The organism is Staphylococcus sp. HMSC068C09 (assembly GCF_001813735.1).
In the GTDB taxonomy this organism is placed as follows: Bacteria; Bacillota; Bacilli; order Staphylococcales; family Staphylococcaceae; genus Staphylococcus; species Staphylococcus hominis.
Genome location: NZ_KV813745.1, coordinates 11,823 through 32,128, shown reverse-complemented (window position 1 = coordinate 32,128; position 20,306 = coordinate 11,823). Strand labels below are relative to the sequence as shown.

General features: G+C 31.4%; 25 protein-coding genes and 1 pseudogene. 22 read left to right on the top strand and 4 right to left on the bottom strand.

The window, feature by feature from the left end; all coding sequences use genetic code 11:
- The first annotated feature begins 41 nt into the window (after window positions 1–41).
- The gene (gene fusA / locus HMPREF2930_RS02175) at window positions 42–2,123 is read left to right on the top strand and encodes an elongation factor G (protein WP_017175320.1); all 2,082 of its coding nucleotides are present in this window, start codon (window positions 42–44) and stop codon (window positions 2,121–2,123) included.
- Window positions 2,124–2,333: 210 nt separating this feature from the next.
- Complete coding sequence (gene tuf / locus HMPREF2930_RS02170; RefSeq protein WP_070597221.1) at window positions 2,334–3,518, top strand: elongation factor Tu; 1,185 nt, start codon at window positions 2,334–2,336, stop codon at window positions 3,516–3,518.
- A 182-nt stretch (window positions 3,519–3,700) separates the two neighbouring features.
- On the opposite strand, the gene HMPREF2930_RS02165 is transcribed toward tuf, so the two are convergent.
- Entirely contained in the window at window positions 3,701–4,867 is a 1,167-nt protein-coding gene (locus HMPREF2930_RS02165) for a M20 family metallopeptidase (protein ID WP_017175322.1), read from the bottom strand.
- Between the two features lie 178 nt (window positions 4,868–5,045).
- On the opposite strand from HMPREF2930_RS02165, the pseudogene HMPREF2930_RS02160 reads away from it, so the two are divergent.
- From HMPREF2930_RS02160 to HMPREF2930_RS02135, 6 genes and pseudogenes are all read left to right on the top strand, one after another.
- Window positions 5,046–5,189: pseudogene (locus HMPREF2930_RS02160) on the top strand (8-amino-7-oxononanoate synthase); the annotation flags it as partial.
- A gap of 155 nt (window positions 5,190–5,344) precedes the next feature.
- Entirely contained in the window at window positions 5,345–5,857 is a 513-nt protein-coding gene (locus tag HMPREF2930_RS02155; RefSeq protein WP_017175324.1) for a GNAT family N-acetyltransferase, read from the top strand.
- 4 nt (window positions 5,858–5,861) lie between these two features.
- A complete protein-coding gene (locus HMPREF2930_RS02150; protein ID WP_017175325.1) occupies window positions 5,862–6,281 on the top strand; it encodes an NUDIX hydrolase in 420 nt (139 codons plus the stop codon).
- Between the two features lie 312 nt (window positions 6,282–6,593).
- Complete coding sequence (locus tag HMPREF2930_RS02145; RefSeq protein ID WP_017175326.1) at window positions 6,594–7,547, top strand: ornithine cyclodeaminase family protein; 954 nt, start codon at window positions 6,594–6,596, stop codon at window positions 7,545–7,547.
- A gap of 384 nt (window positions 7,548–7,931) precedes the next feature.
- Window positions 7,932–8,879 (top strand): NAD-dependent epimerase/dehydratase family protein, encoded by a 948-nt coding sequence (locus HMPREF2930_RS02140; protein ID WP_017175327.1) that lies wholly within the window; start codon window positions 7,932–7,934, stop codon window positions 8,877–8,879.
- A gap of 174 nt (window positions 8,880–9,053) precedes the next feature.
- Window positions 9,054–10,133: a branched-chain amino acid aminotransferase gene (locus HMPREF2930_RS02135; RefSeq protein ID WP_017175328.1), complete on the top strand. Its 1,080-nt coding sequence runs from the start codon at window positions 9,054–9,056 to the stop codon at window positions 10,131–10,133.
- Window positions 10,134–10,229: 96 nt separating this feature from the next.
- On the opposite strand, the gene HMPREF2930_RS02130 is transcribed toward HMPREF2930_RS02135, so the two are convergent.
- The 3 genes from HMPREF2930_RS02130 to HMPREF2930_RS02120 form a co-directional block, all read right to left on the bottom strand.
- Complete coding sequence (locus HMPREF2930_RS02130; RefSeq protein WP_017175329.1) at window positions 10,230–11,366, bottom strand: site-specific integrase; 1,137 nt, start codon at window positions 11,364–11,366, stop codon at window positions 10,230–10,232.
- A 336-nt stretch (window positions 11,367–11,702) separates the two neighbouring features.
- Complete coding sequence (locus HMPREF2930_RS02125; protein WP_002468636.1) at window positions 11,703–11,936, bottom strand: hypothetical protein; 234 nt, start codon at window positions 11,934–11,936, stop codon at window positions 11,703–11,705.
- 101 nt (window positions 11,937–12,037) lie between these two features.
- Window positions 12,038–12,898 (bottom strand): helix-turn-helix domain-containing protein, encoded by an 861-nt coding sequence (locus HMPREF2930_RS02120; RefSeq protein WP_017175330.1) that lies wholly within the window; start codon window positions 12,896–12,898, stop codon window positions 12,038–12,040.
- 149 nt (window positions 12,899–13,047) lie between these two features.
- Here HMPREF2930_RS02120 and HMPREF2930_RS02115 point away from each other — a divergent pair, with 149 nt between their 5' ends.
- From HMPREF2930_RS02115 to HMPREF2930_RS02045, 14 genes are all read left to right on the top strand, one after another.
- The gene (locus HMPREF2930_RS02115; protein WP_002455739.1) at window positions 13,048–13,251 is read left to right on the top strand and encodes a helix-turn-helix transcriptional regulator; all 204 of its coding nucleotides are present in this window, start codon (window positions 13,048–13,050) and stop codon (window positions 13,249–13,251) included.
- Between the two features lie 37 nt (window positions 13,252–13,288).
- Window positions 13,289–13,558 carry a hypothetical protein gene (locus HMPREF2930_RS02110; RefSeq protein ID WP_002455738.1) on the top strand — a complete coding sequence of 90 codons (270 nt, stop codon included), beginning with the start codon at window positions 13,289–13,291 and terminating at the stop codon, window positions 13,556–13,558.
- A gap of 65 nt (window positions 13,559–13,623) precedes the next feature.
- Entirely contained in the window at window positions 13,624–13,833 is a 210-nt protein-coding gene (locus tag HMPREF2930_RS02105) for a hypothetical protein (protein ID WP_231451770.1), read from the top strand.
- Window positions 13,834–13,890: 57 nt separating this feature from the next.
- On the top strand, window positions 13,891–14,094 hold the full coding sequence (locus HMPREF2930_RS02100) for a TscA family type II toxin-antitoxin system antitoxin (RefSeq protein ID WP_002455736.1): 204 nt from the start codon (window positions 13,891–13,893) through the stop codon (window positions 14,092–14,094).
- 2 nt (window positions 14,095–14,096) lie between these two features.
- On the top strand, window positions 14,097–14,414 hold the full coding sequence (gene tscT / locus HMPREF2930_RS02095; protein WP_017175332.1) for a type II toxin-antitoxin system toxin TscT: 318 nt from the start codon (window positions 14,097–14,099) through the stop codon (window positions 14,412–14,414).
- 277 nt (window positions 14,415–14,691) lie between these two features.
- Window positions 14,692–15,474 carry a DnaD domain protein gene (locus HMPREF2930_RS02085; protein WP_017175334.1) on the top strand — a complete coding sequence of 261 codons (783 nt, stop codon included), beginning with the start codon at window positions 14,692–14,694 and terminating at the stop codon, window positions 15,472–15,474.
- Window positions 15,475–15,486: 12 nt separating this feature from the next.
- Window positions 15,487–16,284: an AFG1/ZapE family ATPase gene (gene zapE, locus HMPREF2930_RS02080; protein WP_017175335.1), complete on the top strand. Its 798-nt coding sequence runs from the start codon at window positions 15,487–15,489 to the stop codon at window positions 16,282–16,284.
- Window positions 16,285–16,337: 53 nt separating this feature from the next.
- Window positions 16,338–17,180 carry a hypothetical protein gene (locus tag HMPREF2930_RS02075; protein WP_017175336.1) on the top strand — a complete coding sequence of 281 codons (843 nt, stop codon included), beginning with the start codon at window positions 16,338–16,340 and terminating at the stop codon, window positions 17,178–17,180.
- Entirely contained in the window at window positions 17,170–17,403 is a 234-nt protein-coding gene (locus HMPREF2930_RS02070; protein ID WP_017175337.1) for a hypothetical protein, read from the top strand. The genes HMPREF2930_RS02075 and HMPREF2930_RS02070 overlap by 11 nt, the downstream gene beginning before the upstream one ends.
- An 11-nt stretch (window positions 17,404–17,414) precedes the next feature.
- A complete protein-coding gene (locus HMPREF2930_RS02065; protein ID WP_017175338.1) occupies window positions 17,415–17,936 on the top strand; it encodes a coiled-coil domain-containing protein in 522 nt (173 codons plus the stop codon).
- 54 nt (window positions 17,937–17,990) lie between these two features.
- A complete protein-coding gene (locus tag HMPREF2930_RS02060) occupies window positions 17,991–18,230 on the top strand; it encodes a terminase small subunit (protein WP_017175339.1) in 240 nt (79 codons plus the stop codon).
- Window positions 18,231–18,255: 25 nt separating this feature from the next.
- The gene (locus HMPREF2930_RS02055) at window positions 18,256–18,684 is read left to right on the top strand and encodes a terminase small subunit (RefSeq protein WP_017175340.1); all 429 of its coding nucleotides are present in this window, start codon (window positions 18,256–18,258) and stop codon (window positions 18,682–18,684) included.
- Window positions 18,685–18,796: 112 nt separating this feature from the next.
- Window positions 18,797–19,273, top strand: a complete 477-nt coding sequence (locus HMPREF2930_RS02050) for a hypothetical protein (protein ID WP_017175341.1) — start codon at window positions 18,797–18,799, stop codon at window positions 19,271–19,273.
- Window positions 19,274–19,990: 717 nt separating this feature from the next.
- On the top strand, window positions 19,991–20,179 hold the full coding sequence (locus HMPREF2930_RS02045) for a hypothetical protein (RefSeq protein ID WP_017175343.1): 189 nt from the start codon (window positions 19,991–19,993) through the stop codon (window positions 20,177–20,179).
- Window positions 20,180–20,306 lie beyond the last annotated feature (127 nt).

Sequence of the window (20,306 nt, the reverse complement as noted above, 5' to 3'; positions counted from 1 at the left end):
TCTATAGTACTTATTCAGTAATAACTGGAAGGAGAAAAACAATGGCTAGAGAATTTTCTTTGAAAAACACTCGTAATATCGGTATCATGGCTCACATCGATGCTGGTAAAACTACAACGACTGAACGTATTCTTTATTATACAGGTCGTATCCACAAAATTGGTGAAACACATGAAGGTGCTTCACAAATGGACTGGATGGAACAAGAACAAGATCGTGGTATTACAATCACATCAGCTGCAACAACAGCTTCTTGGAAAGACCACCGTGTTAACATTATCGATACACCAGGACACGTAGACTTCACTGTAGAAGTTGAACGTTCATTACGTGTACTTGACGGTGCGGTTACTGTACTTGATGCTCAATCAGGTGTAGAACCTCAAACTGAAACAGTTTGGCGTCAAGCTACTACTTATGGTGTTCCTCGTATTGTATTCGTTAACAAAATGGATAAACTTGGTGCAAACTTTGAGTATTCAGTAAGTACATTACATGATCGCTTACAAGCAAATGCAGCACCTATCCAATTACCAATTGGTGCCGAAGATGAATTTGAAGCAATCATTGACTTAGTTGAAATGAAATGTTTCAAATATACAAATGACTTAGGTACAGAAATTGAAGAAATTGAAATTCCTGAAGATCACAAAGAAAGAGCAGAAGAAGCTCGTTCTAACTTAATCGAAGCAGTTGCAGAAACTAGCGACGAATTAATGGAAAAATATCTTGGTGACGAAGAAATTTCAGTAGCTGAATTAAAAAATGCTATCCGTCAAGCAACTACTGACGTAGAATTCTACCCAGTACTTTGTGGTACAGCATTCAAAAACAAAGGTGTTCAATTAATGCTTAATGCAGTAATTGATTACTTACCATCACCATTAGATGTTAAACCTATCGTAGGTCATCGTGCTGAAAATCCTGATGAAGAAGTCATTGCAAAAGCTGACGATAATGCTGAATTCGCAGCGTTAGCTTTCAAAGTTATGACTGACCCTTATGTTGGTAAATTAACTTTCTTCCGTGTATATTCAGGTACGTTAACATCTGGTTCATACGTTAAAAACTCAACAAAAGATAAACGTGAACGTGTAGGTCGTTTATTACAAATGCATGCGAACTCTCGTCAAGAAATTGACACTGTTTACTCAGGAGATATCGCTGCAGCTGTAGGTCTTAAAGAAACAGGTACTGGTGACACTTTATGTGGTGAGAAAAATGACATTATCTTGGAATCAATGGAATTCCCAGAACCAGTTATTCACTTATCAGTAGAACCTAAGTCTAAAGCTGACCAAGATAAAATGACTCAAGCTTTAGTTAAATTACAAGAAGAAGACCCTACTTTCCATGCACATACTGACGAAGAAACTGGACAAGTTATCATCGGTGGTATGGGTGAGTTACACTTAGATATCTTAGTAGACCGTATGAAAAAAGAATTCAACGTTGAATGTAACGTAGGTGCACCAATGGTTTCATATCGTGAAACATTTAAACAATCTGCTCAAGTTCAAGGTAAATTCTCTCGTCAATCAGGTGGTCGTGGACAATATGGTGATGTTCATATTGAATTCACTCCAAATGAAACTGGCGCAGGTTTCGAATTCGAAAACGCTATCGTTGGTGGTGTAGTTCCTCGTGAATACATTCCATCAGTTGAAGCTGGTCTTAAAGATGCTATGGAAAACGGTGTATTAGCTGGTTATCCATTAATTGATGTTAAAGCTAAATTATTTGATGGTTCATACCATGATGTCGATTCATCAGAAATGGCCTTCAAAATTGCTGCATCATTAGCACTTAAAGAAGCTGCTAAAAAATGTGATCCAGTTATCTTAGAACCAATGATGAAAGTTACAATCGAAATGCCTGAAGAATACATGGGTGATATCATGGGTGACGTAACAGCTCGTCGTGGACGTGTTGATGGTATGGAACCACGTGGTAATGCACAAGTTGTTAACGCTTATGTACCACTTTCAGAAATGTTTGGTTATGCAACTTCATTACGTTCTAACACTCAAGGTCGCGGTACTTACACTATGTACTTTGACCATTATGCAGAAGTTCCAAAATCAATTGCTGAAGAAATCATCAAAAAAAATAAAGGTGAATAATATAACTTGTTTTAACTAGTAAATCTAGGTAAAATACAGCTTGAGCTTATTAATTAAGCATTCATCTTTATGAATTGATTTTTTATCCAAAATGCATTATAAAAGAACTATGAATTCTTTTTAGAACAATCATTATGTCTCATGATAGTGAGTAACTATCATGAGAGATAATATTGAAATAACTTTAACTAGAATAGGAGAGATTTAATAATGGCAAAAGAAAAATTTGATCGCTCAAAAGAACATGCCAATATTGGTACTATCGGTCACGTTGACCATGGTAAAACTACTTTAAAAGCTGCTATCGCAACTGTATTAGCTAAAAATGGTGACACTGTAGCACAATCATATGACATGATTGACAACGCTCCAGAAGAAAAAGAACGTGGTATTACAATCAATACTGCACACATCGAATATCAAACTGACAAACGTCACTATGCTCACGTTGACTGCCCAGGACACGCTGACTATGTTAAAAATATGATCACTGGTGCTGCTCAAATGGACGGTGGTATCTTAGTAGTATCTGCTGCTGACGGTCCAATGCCACAAACTCGTGAACACATTCTTTTATCACGTAACGTTGGTGTACCAGCATTAGTAGTATTCTTAAACAAAGTTGACATGGTTGACGATGAAGAATTATTAGAATTAGTTGAAATGGAAGTACGTGACTTATTATCTGAATACGACTTCCCAGGTGACGACGTACCTGTAATTGCTGGTTCAGCTTTAAAAGCTTTAGAAGGCGATGCTCAATACGAAGAAAAAATCTTAGAATTAATGCAAGCAGTTGATGATTACATTCCAACTCCAGAACGTGACTCTGATAAACCATTCATGATGCCAGTTGAGGACGTATTCTCAATCACTGGTCGTGGTACTGTTGCTACAGGCCGTGTTGAACGTGGTCAAATCAAAGTTGGTGAAGAAGTTGAAATTATTGGTATCAAAGAAACTTCTAAAACAACTGTTACTGGTGTAGAAATGTTCCGTAAATTATTAGACTACGCTGAAGCTGGTGACAACATCGGTGCTTTATTACGTGGTGTTGCTCGTGAAGATGTACAACGTGGTCAAGTATTAGCTGCTCCAGGTTCAATTACACCTCACACAAAATTCAAAGCAGACGTATACGTTTTATCAAAAGATGAAGGTGGACGTCATACTCCATTCTTCACTAACTATCGTCCACAATTCTATTTCCGTACTACTGACGTAACTGGTGTTGTTAACTTACCAGAAGGTACTGAAATGGTAATGCCTGGCGACAACGTTGAAATGACAGTAGAATTAATCGCTCCTATCGCGATTGAAGACGGTACTCGTTTCTCAATCCGTGAAGGTGGACGTACTGTAGGATCAGGCGTTGTAACTGAAATCTTCGAATAATTTATTATTTGATATAGAAGACTCCCTTATTGGGAGTCTTTTTTTATTTGAAAATAAGACTTAAGTTCACTGTACTTTTATTTAGTAAAAAATATTAATAAAACAGCCCATAGATAAATACTATCTATGAGCTGTTTCAATCGTTTATATTCTAAGATTTACGATACATATTTAACAAAGAATTAAAAAACGCTTTCAAGTTCTAAGATTTTAAGAAATTCGCTTGCAGCATATTTAAATGCTGCTTCATCAATATCAAAATGCGGATTGTGATGTGGGGCTGTAATACCCTTATCAGCATTGCCACATCCAGTTAAGAAAAATGCGCCAGGTCGGACTTTTAGATAGTGTGAAAAGTCTTCACCAATCATCATCAATTCTGATTTATTAAAACGTAAATGTAAATCATTTGCCGCTTGTTTAACTGTTTCATAAGCTTCTTCATGATTATGAACTGGTAAATACCCTCTAATATATTCCATGTCATAAGTGATATCATTCGCTAATGCAAGACCTTGTAATAACTTATCCATTTTCTCTTGAACATGAGCTTGCAGTTTTGTATCAAAGGTACGTACTGTCCCTTTGCAAAATGCCGAATCTGGAATAACACTATCAGAAGAACCTGCTTGTACCATACCAAAGGTTAATACTGCTTCTTTTACAGGATCGATGGTACGAGAAATGATTTTTTGAGCACTTAGTATAAACTCAGCCATAATTACAATTGGATCAATTGTTTCATGAGGTTTAGCACCATGTCCTCCTTTACCTTTAATGGTAATCGAGAATTCATCTGGAGAAGCCATGATTGCACCTGGTCTTGAATAAATTGTACCAGTGGGATAACCACTCCAAAGATGAGTACCATAAATTTTATCAACATCGTTTAAACAGCCATCATCAATCATTTCTTGAGAGCCACCTGGCATAATCTCTTCACCATATTGAAAAATAAATACAACATTTCCTTTTAATAAGTGGCGATGTTCATGAACAATTTCAGCAACACCTAATAAAATAGCAGTATGACCATCGTGACCACATGCATGCATAAAACCATCGTTTTTAGATTTATATGGAACGTCGTTTAATTCTTGGACTGGTAATGCATCGAAGTCTGCACGAAATGCAATAGTTGGACCATTTTCTTTCCCTTTAAAAGTTGCCTTGATACCATTTCGTCCTACAGGTGACACAATCTCACAGTCTAAATGACTTAACTGATTGAGAATGTAGTTATGTGTCCACGTTTCTTCAAAAGAAGGCTCTGGATATTGATGCATATAACGACGCATTTGAATCATTCTATTTTCTTTTTCACTGGCTAATTGAAACCAATCAAACACATTGACCACTTCTTCCTAATTATTATGAACTTTAGTATAACAAATTCTACTAAAACTCAGTAGTCACTCATTGTAATTTTAATAAAAGACACACTATCAAATATTAAATGAATTATCTTATAACATAAAATGATTATGATGATAATAAATTATGATGAATCAATAACAAAAGAGAAATGATGAGGCACATGGTTCAGTTGTGATAGATAAAGGCGCAGGAATAGTAAAACATTTAGGCTTACAAGACAAAATTGATTTCCAAAGCGGTACATTATCTAAAGCTATCGATGTCGTAGGTGATGATGTCGCACGCACTAAAAAATGTTAGATCAAGCATTTAAAGTATTAAAAGTTAGAAAAGGGTTAAATATTATTAAATAAACATTTAATTAATTTGAGTAATCTATTAGTTTTAATGTATAAATGGATTGTTTTTCATTTTTAGTGGTACACTAATTGTAAAAAAGAGGTGTATACATGCTTGAATTAAGAAAACTAGAGTATAAAGATAAAGAAAGTTTAATTCGATATTTACAATATTGGTATGATAACAATGAGAAAATTATTCCATCTAATATTGATGTCGCACATTATCAATCTTTTGAACAAATGGTAGAACAATTGCATCATCCACCCGTAAATATGAATACCGTTCCTTCTACAACATTATTTTATTTTAAAAATGATGATATTGTTGGTGCAGTAAATATTCGTCATGAACTTAATGATAAATTAAAAAATATCGGAGGACATGTAGGCTATGGCGTCGCCAAACCATACAGAGGAAATGGTTATGCTTCAAGCATGTTAGAAGAAGCACTAAATAGACTAAATAAAATGGGGATACATAAAGTATTAATGACATGTAATCCTTATAATGATGCTTCACAAAAAGTAATAAAAAAACATGGAGGATATGAAATTAATTCGTATATTAAAAAAAACGGTCAGCCAGTAAGTCGATTTGAAATTCTAAATGATGGAAGGTGAAACTGTGAAAGATTTAAAAGTCGTATATGCACTCATACAAAATCAAGAAAGAAAAGTATTACTTGTTAATAATACAGATGGCGGGGGGTGGTCATTACCAGGAGGAAAGGTAAAAAAGGGAGAAACACTAGTTGAAGCTTTGAAACGTGAAGTAATGGAAGAAACAGGTCTTAATGCTAAGATTGGAGATATCGTAAGTATTAATGAAGGTAAATCCACTCAAATGAATGTACATACATTATTTATTATGTTTAAAGCTTCAATTCAAAATGAAGTAATAGATATACAAATGAAAGATGAAATTTCAGAAACAAAATGGATGACCATCGAAGAAGCAGACCAAAAACTTACATATTATAATCACAGTTTAAAAGTATTTTTAGATAATAAAGCCACCTATTATAATGAAGGTGTTATAGATTGAAAAACAGGTATTACAACAATCATTTATAGTAAGATATAAAAAAATCACTTTTCTCATAAGAAAAGTGATGGGTGTCAAAAGTTTATAAATAGTTTCATAGTGTTATGAAATCGCAAGGCACTTTACTATGTAAACTGTACCTTTTATTTATAATATAAAGATATCATCAATTGTATATCATCACAATAATAAGTTAATAAAAACTATAAAAAATATTAATATTCAATTGATTAGAATATATAATGATTAAATTGGATGATTGCTACTTCTAATCTATTGTTTAACAATATCCAAACAGTGGAGGTCTATGAAATGCTCGTTTTAAATGAACAGGATCAACAAAACTTATTAGATATGAAAGAAGTGATTGAAGAAGTCGGTCACGCGTTACAGGTGTTTTCAGAAGGAAAAACTGAAACGCCATTACGTTATGTATTACCTTTTAATAAAGAAAATAGATATTTAGTGATGCCAGCTTTATCAGACGAATTAAATATTGTCGGTATTAAAACAGTCACTTTCGCCCCTAATAATCCTAAACTAGATAAAAAAACAATTACAGGATCCGTATTGCTGAGTGATTATGATACAGGAGAAACCCTTGCTGTACTTGATGGTAGTTATTTAACTAAGATTCGTACTGGCGCCATTTCAGGTGTAGCTACAAAATATTTAGCACGTGAAGATGCAAAAACATTGTGTGTGATTGGTGCTGGAGATCAAGCTGAGGGGCTCATTGCAGCGATATTAGCAGTGAGAGATATTGAAATGCTTCATATCTCGAGTCGTACAAGATCCAAAGCTGAAAAATTGGCTGAATTTGTGAAACAAACGTATCACGTGTCAACAAAAGTCTTCGATGAAGCAGATCAAGCCATGGAAAACGCAGATATTGTTGTGACAGCTACAAATTCAAATAAAACGGTGTATTCTCATTCATTACATCCCGGCGTTCATTTAAATGCAGTAGGTTCATTTAAACCTGAAATGCAAGAACTACCTTCAGAAACGATGTTGATTGCTAATAAAATAGTTGTTGAGTCTACAGAAGCAGCAATGGAAGAAACAGGTGATTTAAAAGTACCATTAGAAGAAGGTATTATTACTGAGCAATCACTACATGGTGAATTAGGAGATATTGTAAGTGGAAAAATATCTGGACGTGATGATGAAGAAGAAGTGACAGTATTTAAATCAGTAGGTTTAGCTATTGTAGATATAGTGGTGGCACAATACTTTTATAAAAAAGCTCAACAAACTAATTAACCATATACTGTATAAAAAAATAGATACCGTATCAGTGATAACATAAACATGGCTGATACGGTATTTTTATTGTATAAAGAAAATCAATAAGAGTGATACAAAGTATTTCTTCATATTCGCCTTCTTTTAAAAATAATTTACAAGTTTATAGTAGCCTATAGACATTGAGATATAAGAAGGAAAAAAATAATTTACGATAATTTTAAAAATGATTAACAAACAAAACGTAAGTTAAATCAAATAATTTATTAGAAGAATAAAATTATCACTTTAACGTACAATCTAATGATATATGTAAGCATTTTTATAATATAGTGAATCGAAGAATATGGGAAGTTCTAAAAAGACACTATTAGGATATATAAGACAAAGGGAGAAATGACAATGAAGAGAATTGTAATTACAGGAGCACTAGGACAAATAGGAACTGAATTGGTACTAAAATGTAGACAATTATATGGGAAAAATAATGTATTAGCCACTGATATTAGAGAGCTAGAACCACATTCATTGATTAGTGACAGCCCATTTGAATTACTTGATGTAACAGATCGTGACGCAATGATGGCTGTAGTAAAAGATTTTAAAGCAGATACACTTATGCATATGGCTGCGTTACTTTCTGTAACAGCTGAAAAAAATCCGTTGCAGGCTTGGGATTTAAATATGGGTGGGTTAATGAATGCTTTAGAAACTGCAAGAATGTATGACTTACATTTCTTTATGCCAAGTTCAATTGGGGCATTTGGTGCGTCTACACCTAAGAAAAACACACCTCAAAATACGATTCAACAACCGACAACAATGTACGGGATAAATAAAGTTACAGGTGAATTATTATGCCAATATTACTTTAAAAAATTTGGTGTCGACACACGTAGTGTAAGATTTCCAGGGCTCATTTCACATGTCAAAGAGCCAGGTGGAGGTACTACAGATTACGCAGTAGAAATATATTTCGAAGCGGTTAGACATGGTCACTACACGAGCTATATCGCTAAAAATACGTATATGGATATGATGTATATGGATGATGCCATTGATGCGATTATTCAACTTATGGAAGCGGATAGTAAGAAACTTGTAACACGCAATGGTTATAATTTAAGCGCAATGAGTCTTGAACCTGAGATGATTAAGAAAGAAATTCAGAAATATATTCCAGAATTCACCTTAGATTATGATGTCGATCCAGTAAGACAAACGATTGCAGATACATGGCCAGATAATATTGATACCAGTTATTCTCGAAAAGAATGGGGCTTTAATCCAAAGTATCATTTGGCTAAAATGACAGAAACAATGATACGAACGATTAAAGAAAAGACATAAGTTCATAATTAAAAAGGTGCCTTTGGAATTTGACTCTCTTTTAAAGAATAAAAAAAGAAAAGGGTTTCATTTTTTATTTTGTTTGAATTTTTAGAAAATTTATTGAATAGACTATCTGAGATTGCTATAATTTATATTAAATCTTATTCATGAAATATATTAGGAGGCTTCAACATGTCAGAAAAAGTTAAATTTGAACAACGTGACACACTTAAAGAAAAACCAGAAGGAAATCTTGGATTTGGGCAATATTTTACTGACTATATGTTAAGTGTAGATTATGATGAAGAAAAAGGCGGTTGGCAAGAATTAAAAATTATTCCTTATGCACCGTTTGAAATTTCTCCAGCAGCACAAAGTTTACACTATGGTCAAGCTGTATTTGAAGGTTTAAAAGCATATAAACATAATGGTGAGGTCGTATTATTCCGTCCAGATCAAAACTTCAAACGTATCAATGATTCATTAGCGCGTTTAGAAATGCCTAAAGTAGATGAAGAATTATTATTAGATGGTTTGAAACAACTTGTTGATATCGAACGTGATTGGGTACCAGAAGGCGAGGGTCAATCTTTATATATTCGTCCATTCGTATTCGCTACAGAAGGTATTTTAGGTGTTCGTGCTTCTAAAAAATATAAATTATTAATTATCTTATCTCCATCAGGTGCTTACTACGGCGGTGATACATTAAAATCAACAAAAATTTATGTTGAAGATGAATATGTACGTGCAGTTCGTGGGGGTGTAGGTTTTGCTAAAGTAGCAGGTAACTATGCAGCAAGTTTATTAGCACAAACGAATGCGAATAACTTAGGATATGATCAAGTATTATGGTTGGACGGCGTTGAACAAAAATATGTTGAAGAAGTAGGTAGTATGAACATTTTCTTCGTTGAAAATGGCAAATTAGTAACACCTGCGTTAAATGGTAGTATTTTACCTGGTATTACACGTAAATCAATTATCGAATTAGCAAAAGAATTAGGCTATGAAGTCGAAGAACGTAAAGTATCTATTGATGAATTATTCGAAGCTTACGATAAAGGTGAATTAACAGAAGTATTTGGTTCTGGTACGGCAGCAGTCATCTCTCCAGTAGGTACGTTAAAATATGAAGATAGAGAAATTGTGATTAATAATAATGAACCTGGAGAAATCACTAAAAAATTATATGACACATACATTGGCATCCAAAGTGGTAAATTAGAAGATAAACATGGCTGGAGAGTTATTGTGCCAGAATATAAATAACTTGTGAAAACAAGCTAGAAACGTTATAACTACGCGGTTTCTAGCTTGTTGTTTTTTTAATAATTATAAATTGAATACGTTTTGAATACGTTATTGTTAAAAACTAATATAATTTGCAAACTTCTCAGCAACTTTTTCACGTTGTTTTTCGGTAATATGAGCATAAACATCCATGGTTGTATTAATATCGCCATGTCCGAGTCTATCTTGCACTTCTTGAATAGATAAGCCCGCTTCAAATAATAATGAACAATGAGTATGTCTAAAACCATGAATTTTAATTTTTTTAAAGTTATATTTCTTACATATTTTATCCATTGCTTTATTGGGGTGCTGCACTTGAAGACGTTTATTTGTTCGTAAATTGGTAAATAAACATTGTGATTTATTACTTGTGTTATGTCCATGCATTAAACAAAGTTTACGTTGTTCTACGCGCCAATTTTTTAATATTGAAAGCGTACGATCATCAATGCTTATAACTCTTATAGATGAATGAGTTTTAGGAGGCTGTATAATCTCTTTACTGTTAAGTCCAATAGTAACAGTTTTATCTATACTGATTGTTTTATTTTTAAAGTTTATATCTTCCCAAGTTAAAGCCATTAATTCCCCTCTACGCATACCTGTAAATCCTAAAAGTCGAAACATAGCATAATACATTAAATCGTCTTTAATAAGTTCTAGAAATTGTTTTAATTCATCACTAGAATAATAGGTTAAATGCTCATTGCTTTTATTTCTTGTTCTTTTCGGTAATTTAGTATATTTAAATGGATTCTCATGTATTATTTTTAACATAACAGCATATTCAAATACATTCGCAGCATATACCTTAATATTTCTAAAATCCTTATAATTTTCTATCCAGTAGTTTATAACTTTTTGACAATAAGGCGTAGTAATACTTTGAATAGGCATATTATCAAATTCTTTAAGTATTTTTATTTTAAACATATTACTAACTCTAACAAATGTACTTTCTCTAACGGTGCATTTATATTGCTCTATCCATAACTCATATACTTGTTTAAAAGTCGTAATATCATTATTTAGAAATCCCTTACTTTGTATCTCTGTTTGCAGCTTAGCTTCTGCAATTTTGGCCTCTCTCTCAGTTTTAAAGCCACGTCTTGTTGTCCGCTTCTGCTTACGAGTAATTGGATCAACACCGAGATATGCAACGAACATATACGCCGTTGAGCCGTCTTTCTTTTTATATTTCTTAATCATTGTAAATCAATCCTTTCTACTTGCCCGCATGCGTTTGATTGGATTGAACACACCTTTGAGAATGGTTACTCATTGGTGCGGTAATAGTAATAATATTGTTGTAAGTGAATTTATGGGAGGGTAGGCGAGCTACCCAATAATTATTCTTGAAATAATAAGCAATGTAACTTATAATGTGATTAAGATAACTCGAGAAGGATTAACGCTGGGTCCCAAAAAGGGGTAGGTGCATACGCACTGAGCATTCCTATGTGCCTGGGGTTATCTTTTTTTATTTTTTAAACTATCAACTAATTGTTTACTTAAGTTTTCCATCTCTCAACCTCCTTTAATTAATTACTCATCATCTTCTAATAAATTTGTTACATTAACCGTTATTTCTTTTGTAGTAGGGTTAATGCTTACATCCTCTCCATATCCTAATGATTTTACTTGAATAGTATCGTTTACTAATTTTAATGCTATTTCAACATGTTGATAATCTTGCAAAATTAACAAAGTATCTTCATTTGTCACAACATCATGTGATCCTTTTCCGTTAATAGTAACTTTCCAATCATTGAAGTACATTCTATCTTTCTCCTTTAATTAAATTTAAATATAAACGACTATGTAATGCTATATTAATGTGTAAATAGTATGTATGAACTCGTAAGCAAAAGAAAAAAAGGTTAGAAATTTTTATTAATATATTTTTTTAAATCAAATATTTGATTTTGTAAATATTTATATTTTTCATAACTTACTGTATCAATTACTAAATTCTTATCAAAAATTTCATCATCAATATTTTCTTTGGAATTTTTAGTAGTATTATTAATAACAAAGTAATCATTTATTTCATTTGATAGAATATCTAATTTTCTATTTAACATGAAACTAAGTATTTTTGGATATTGCTTGCCAATAGTTTCTAAAATATCTATTAAAAAGAGAATTATATTTTTAAATTCTTTTGATTCTAAGTTTATAAGAGCAACCAAATTATTTATAATATCAGATTTATACAACATTTCATTCATTGAATCATTATCATTTTGTAAATTATGCATAACTACATCTGTCATTCTATTAATTAATTTATCTTTATTATCTTTTTCTTGATAAGTAGATTTATTTTCTAATGAAATAGCTAATAAAATTCGATTTTGTAATTTAACAAAATAAAATCTTTGCGACTTTGGAATAACGATTGTATATTCATAATATTCAAAGTCATCTAATAAGTTGAAAAAAGCTTTAATATTAGATTTAATCATAATCTCTAGTTCATTAGGGTTATTATTTAACAATTTAACTAATTGAAAATTATCTACAAATTCTCCATAGAGTAACTCTTCTACAGTTATACTTACTAAATCAGCGATCTCTCTTAATCTGCTTGCATTAGGTAAAGAAATACCTTTTTCCCATGTTGCTACATTTCCTTTGCTAGCTCCAAACAATTCCCCAAACGATTCTTGAGTAAGTCCTTTTTGTTGTCGAATAGATTTGATTCTTTTACCTACTTCTTCTTTATTATACGAATACATAATTTTCCTCCTCAACACTAATTATAATAAATAATAGGGATAAATTAAATAGAAAGTTCTAAAAAGTACAAAAAATTATTGACTTAGTAAAAAGTAAGATGATAATATGTATTTGTAAGTTCTAAAAAGTTTTGAATAGAGGTGTTAAAATGACAATTAATAAAATCAAAGGTTATAGAAATTACTTAAATTTGACGCAAGAAGGTATGGGACAAAAATTAGGTATTTCAAAGCAAAGTTACTATAACAAAGAGACAAATAAGTCTAGCTTTACCGATGAAGAAAAGAAAAAATTTAAAGAATTATTATTGCCTTATTTTCCAAATATAACTATGGAAGATATATTTTTTTAATTATTAGTTCTAAAAAGTTCATAATGGAGGGTTGGATATGGCAGAACAGCAACCAATACTAAGTGAGTCCGCTTCTTTAGAATTAGCAAACGGTATCTTAAAACTTGCCGAACAGATAGCGCAGCGAAAGATAGAGCAACAACAAAAGAGATGGGCTACACAAACAGAATTAAGAAAGTTATACAGATGTACACATAGTGATATTACCGAGTGGGAACGTTTAGGTCTAACTAAACGAAAGCAAGGACGCAGTTATTATTATGATCTCAAAGAAGTTGAAGAATTTTTACTATCACAGAAAAAATAAATTATCTAAGTCCCGCATGTTAGTAATTTGTGATTGAACGATAGTATTAATTCAATTTTAAGGTGGTGTTTAAATTGATTAGATTTCTGAATGAACTCGCTTATATCTGTGTAATTACTATATTTCTAAATATGTATTCTGAATTACATTATGCGTTAGTGTTTTTCTTATTTGGAAGTATGATTGCAGCGATTAAATATGATATTCGAGATGAAGAGTATTCATATCTCTATAAAGCATATAGAGAGCATTTACAAGACAGTAAAAGAATTTAAGTAGAATGTATCAAAATAATAAACCGCTTCTCTATGAAGCAATAGGAGGATTTAAAAATGGATAATCAAGATGTTCGAGTAATCAAAGAAATATATGAGTTATTAAATAGTGCAATAAATGATAAACGACAAATTTATGTTCATTTAGTAGAAGAAGGCAACCAAAAATGGAAAGAGACGCTTAATCGTGAACAACAATTACAATTCATTTGTGAGTTGGTTATGCAGCAAATAGAAAACAATTTCGAGTGGGAGGAATAAAAATGAATTGGGAAATTAAAAATATATTGAGTGATATGGAAATAATTAAAGAAAAAATTAATGATGTAATGACATCTTTTACATGGTTTGATGAAGAATATTTTACTCATGAACCTAATCATGTATTAAATAAAAATGAAATTTTAGCACATGGTTATAGATATCATGAACATAGAATACAAAATACACAAACGATTGATTTAATGTGTATGTACTTAAAAGAATTTGATAGCTTACTAGAGCAATTTAAAGAATTAGATAAAAAAGAAACGTTATCAGAAAGCGACCAAACCACTGATAACGAACAGTTAAAAAACTAATAAACTACTGAAAGGATAGCATTTTATGACTAATAAAATCAAGTGTTCGAAAGGTTACGGCGTAATTACACAAAGTGTTATGTCTAGCAAAGATATCAGTATCGAAGCTAAAGCATTATATTGCTATTACATGGCACATGTAGGGGACAATATTATTCCTAGTGCTACGCAAACATGCAACGACCTACAAATAAGCTATAAGCGGTTTAAAACACTACGAACACAATTATTTGAAAGAGGTTACTTATAAAATTAACAACAAACGAGGAGGACAATCGTGAGTGATAGATTAATAGATTATACAGGAGGCTACGGGAATGTTTATAAAACTATTACTAAAGATTCTAATTTGAGTATTGAGGCTAAAGGCATTTATGCTTACTTGTCCTCTTACGCTGGTGGTAAAGATGTAGCCTTTCCAAGTATTAGCTTGATATGTCATGAGCTTAATATCAGTGAAAAAAGATTTTATAAACATAGAAAAGAGCTCATTGATAAAAATATTATTTCAGTTCATAGAGAACGTACAAATAATGGTTTTAGTAAATCAATATATACAATTAATCATCATTTCGTACACAGTCAAAACGTACACGTACAAAACGACAACGTACGAAATGAAAGCGTACAAAACGTACACGTACAAAATGTAGGAACTAAGAAAAACAATATTAAGAAAAACAAAGAAAAGAATAACAGTAGTAGTAGTAGTGCAAGCACTACTAAACAACAACCACCGTCACATTCTTATAGTAATGTATTCAATTTTTATCAAGAAAATGGATTTGGAATACTTCAACCATTTGTAGTGGATCAGATTGAAAACTGGATAGATGATTTCAAAGGTAATGAAAATATTGTTATTGAAGCATTAAAAGAAGCGGCAACAAATAACGTGTGTAAATGGAGCTATGCTAACAGTATTCTTAAAAGTTGGTATCAAGACGGTATTAAGTCTATTGACGACATAGAAGCACGTAGAAAACAACGTGAAGCAAGTAAGAATAAAACGGAATCTACAAAAACATTCGATAACTCTCAATACGCTGATTTATTTTAGGAGGGAAGATGCTTGAAAAGTATTAATGATATTGATTTAAAAAGCAAAATGCGTAGTGAATTGATTGAAGAACAATATAACCTTAAATGTGATAAATGCAAAAACATATATAGTTATCATAAATTCAGAAAGTCAGACGGTACAATTCAAATAATCAGAAACGGGTGCGAGTGTGAATCCATTGAGAAAGGAAAACAAAGCAGAAGCCAACACAAAGCAAATCAAAAACGCTTGAATATTGAAAAAGTATTTAAGCAATCCATGATGAATGATGATTTATTAAAAGCTGAATTTGATAATTATAAACCAACTAATAAAAACTTATTAGAAGCTAAGCAGATTCTACAAAAGTATGCAGCTAACTTTAAACCAGATCAACCAAAGTCGCTACTTTTACAAGGGAGTTATGGTATAGGCAAAAGTCATTTAGCTATGTCGGTTGTAAGAGAAGTTAAAAAGAAAGGCTATACAGCTTTATTCTTAGATGTTACTGAATTAGTAAAAGCATATCGAAATACCTATAACAAGAATGTAGCAATGACTGAAAAAGAATTAGATCAAATGATTAGAGATGTAGATTTGCTTGTGATAGATGATTACGGAACAACAGTAAACGATTATGGCAATGAAAAACTATTTTCATTAACAGATATGAGAACAGGTAAAAGCAACATCATAACAACTAATCGTGAAGCATTAGAACTTTCTAACAATGACGATAAAGCAAAAAGATTTAGTCGTTTAATGAAAAACACACAAATTATAAAAATGCATGGTACAGATTATAGATTAAAAGATTTTAAATCATAAGTGGTAACGGGTTTTGTACCCGTTCCGCTTCTAAGAAAGGAGTAACACATAGTATGGCAAGTCTAAAACAAGCGTATCAACAAGACACAGACACCGAAGAAATTGAAATGATTAGTGATGATACTTTGTTCACAGTTTACAATCCTAAATTTATTGAAGATAAAAAGCAGATGATAGAGGACTATATCGAAACATTATACGAACGTAATACACCAAACATGGTATGTGATCCAGTCACTCAAATGGTTTACTATCAATCGCAAAATTTAGAAAGCTTAGTTATGTACATCATTGAAGAAAAAGAGAAGTTGAATGCGTTCATCAGAAAAAGTAATAGAAACCTATATCATTTATACGCTGTTTTAGAGGGTTATACAAAGCAAGAACAGATATTTATAAAGAATTACATTAGAAATGCAAAGGTGCGTGATAATAAGCTTATTAGACGCTTTAAAATTGATTTATATAACTATGTCCAAGCTAAAAGAGAGAAAAGGCAAGAAGAACATAACAAAAAGTCATTTAATGCGTACTTAGTGGATAAAGACGACGTAAGAAAAAGACAACAAAAGAAAAAGATTAATAATGGTTATGGCCTAACACTCAATCAAGAGAAAGAGCTGCGATTAATTAAAGAACACGAAGAAGAACGAAATACAGATATGGGGGTATTCATTGACTTAATTCAACAGATGAACAATGATGAACTCTTATCTTATGTGTTAGATCGTCATGAGTTTAATATCGATAGTTACAATCTCAAAATATTAACTGATGCAGCACTTTATCGCTTGCCATTGAAACAAAGAAAACAAGCCTATAATCATTTAAAAGCAATAACGAGAACGCTAACAAATAATCCAATCGAAAAGAGGTTAAAACAATATGAACAATGATGAAATGAATAAATTAAGTGACGCGCTAGAATTATCGGAATCACAAAGATTAGCATTATATAGTTATAGTGAACGCCAAGCAAAAGAGAAAGCACAAACACAAGAACAAAAGAAAGAATTAAGCAGCTTAGAAAAGCATGAGAAACGCCAACAAATCATGTCTATTAAAGACGCTAACCAACGACAAGAAGAAATAGCGAAGCATGTTGAATTATTTAAATAGGAGGGCTATTCATGAAAACATTAAAACAAATTGAAGTGCATAAAAAGAATATTGAAAGCTATCAAAAGGATATACAAGCACTAGAACAAGAAGTAAATAGCGAAAAAGAAAAGATTGATCAACTTAATAAAGATTATCAAGAATTAGTAGTAAGTGGCCAAGTTGAAAAAGCTGATAAGCTATATACAAAAATTGATAAGCAAGAAACGACGTATAAAGCAAAAGTAAAACGTTTAAGCGTTATGAAGCAATCACTGAAACAGGTTATTATTAAAAATTGTAGCAGCATGCAAGAAGAAGCTGATAAATTAAGTGATGAATATATTGATATTTACTATGATGATTTACAACGCTATAACAAGCTCAAAGAAGAACTAAAACAAGCAGAACAGAAACTAGAAGAACATAACAATAGTTATCTACTTAATCAGCGTAATTTAAGCCATTATATAGATAGATTAACGAGAGAAAACAATATTCAACCAACTGAGTTTATGGGTAGCGTCAATAGTCGTAAACCATTTTATATTTAATCAATGTAGCCTACTTTTATAGTGGGCTTATTTTATAGTTTAACGAGGTATTACATGAAAAAATTAACAACTAAACAAAGACGCTTTGCAGATGAGTATATAGAAACGGGTAATCCTTATTATTCAGCCGTAAAAGTGGGATATAGTAAAGTATATGCAAGAGATAATGCTTTAAAATTATTGGAAAATATTAGTGTGAAATCCTATATACATGAGCGTTTAGAAGAAATAAAGAATGATAACATGGTCGAAAATTACGGAGTTATGCGTTATTTAACAAGATTAATAAAGTAGGCAATAAATTTTTAGGAGGGATAAAATGAAGTCATTAACGCTAAAACAAAAGCAATTCGCAGATGAATACATTCGAACTGGCAACGCCTATCAATCGGCTATTAATGTAGGTTATAGCGAAAAGTATGCAAAGGCTAGAAGCCATAAGATGTTGGAAAATGTCGGAATAAATCAATATATAGATGACAACTTAGAAATTATTCAAAAAGAAAGCATAGCAGAAGCAGATGAGATCATGCGTTACTTAACACGAGTGCTTAGAGCCGAAGAAAAAGAAGAAATATTGGTATATGTAGGCGACGGTATGCAAGAAATCCAAACAATACAGCCTAGTGCCAAAGACAGAATAAAAGCAGCAGAATTATTAGGCAAACGTTATCGTATGTGGACTGAAAAGCATGAGGTAGAAATTACTACACCGATATTCATTGATGATGTGCCAGAAGAAGATTAAAGATTTTTAGCCTATCCGAAAGATAATTCGGGTAGGTTTTTATTGCAACAGTATAGAAAATGTATAAAAATAGCCTTATAACTAGATTATGAATTCTAAAGGGGAATTAATAATGAAATTTGAATTATTAGAAAAAAATTATAAATATTTAAGTAGTATAGAAATGACATATTTAAATAATCATGATTTTACAGGAACAAATAATATAGCTTACTTTATCGCTAATCATTTTGCGAAGTTTAATATGGAAATTGAGTCTGATTTTATTTTTGTAGATTTAAGTGAGGATCCTCAGAACCAACATATTATAGCTATTACTAAAGAAAGTATTTATGATTTCATATATAATGAGCAAGGTATAGAGAAACTTAAATTAAAAATTTTTAACAATAAAATTTCAGATTTATCTTTGCAATATGAGTCACTTTCTTCTGTAAATGATAATTGTGATGATATAAAAACTTACCCTAAAATACCGTCATTTAAAATTAATTTAAAAGATGGTGTTTCTTTTGACATACCACTAAATAAAAATAAGGTTAGTGTAGAACCTATAACTTTATATAAAAAGTTTATTTCAGATTTATGATAATAAATAGCTATTATGTTTTTGGTAATAAAGTTAATTAATGATAATAAAAGATTAAAGTTACACGCTGCTACTTGTTTAAAAGTAGCAGTTTTTAAATTACTATAAGTTATTGTTTATGAAAGAGCATGATTATAGCTTCATTAACAGTTATGATTTAAAAGTATGTAGTCTTTTGGGGAATGTGTACTTTTATTTAGGAGTAATTAAGGTATCGGTATTTTGCAGTACCCTATATTTAGTATTAAATAAGAGTTTAATTTGTTAGTATCTAAAGTAAAGGTTTGTTTTTCTGATTTTTAAATTTAGCTCATATTTGCGTTTTAAGAGCCGTTATATAGTTTTGGGTATAAATAAAATATATAAAATACCCCTAAATGCTCTAAAAAGTACCTTAAAATTGCAAATAAGGGTATTTTAAATTTAAATAGTTCATGTGATAAGTTTTACTAAAAAGGAGGCATCTTTTTGGTTATTTATATTTCGTGTGCGGTTTTAATGGTAATTGCTTTTGGCAGTCTTTTTAGAGATTTAGGAAATCGCAATAAAAATAAAAGACTAGATATACTTTCTAGTGTATTGGTTTTAATTTCAGCAATTTTACTTTTGATTTATGGAATTGTTATTAATTAGAACGAGCATTTATGTCGAGAAAATTTATTAATGTTGAGAAAAAGTTTAAACTAAACTTAAAGTTTGCTAAAAGGAGTTAAATAAGTGGATAAGATTAATTACTTTTTAAAAGCATTAGTATTAGCAATCATGCTTCGTTGTACAATGAATTATTTACTTCCAGCGCCTGAAAAGTTATCTTTTAAACTTTTGGATGGACTTATCTTTGGTGTGTTAGTGTGCCTTTTAATTAATTGGTTTATTGGTATTTTTAAGAAATCTTCACAAAAATAGATCACGCATGTATTTCGAGAAAATTAATTGAGGTTAACTAAACTTGCAGACGAATGTCGGCATAGCGTGAGCTATTAAGCCGACCATTCGACAAGTTTTGGGATTGTTAAGGGTTCCGAGGCTCAAC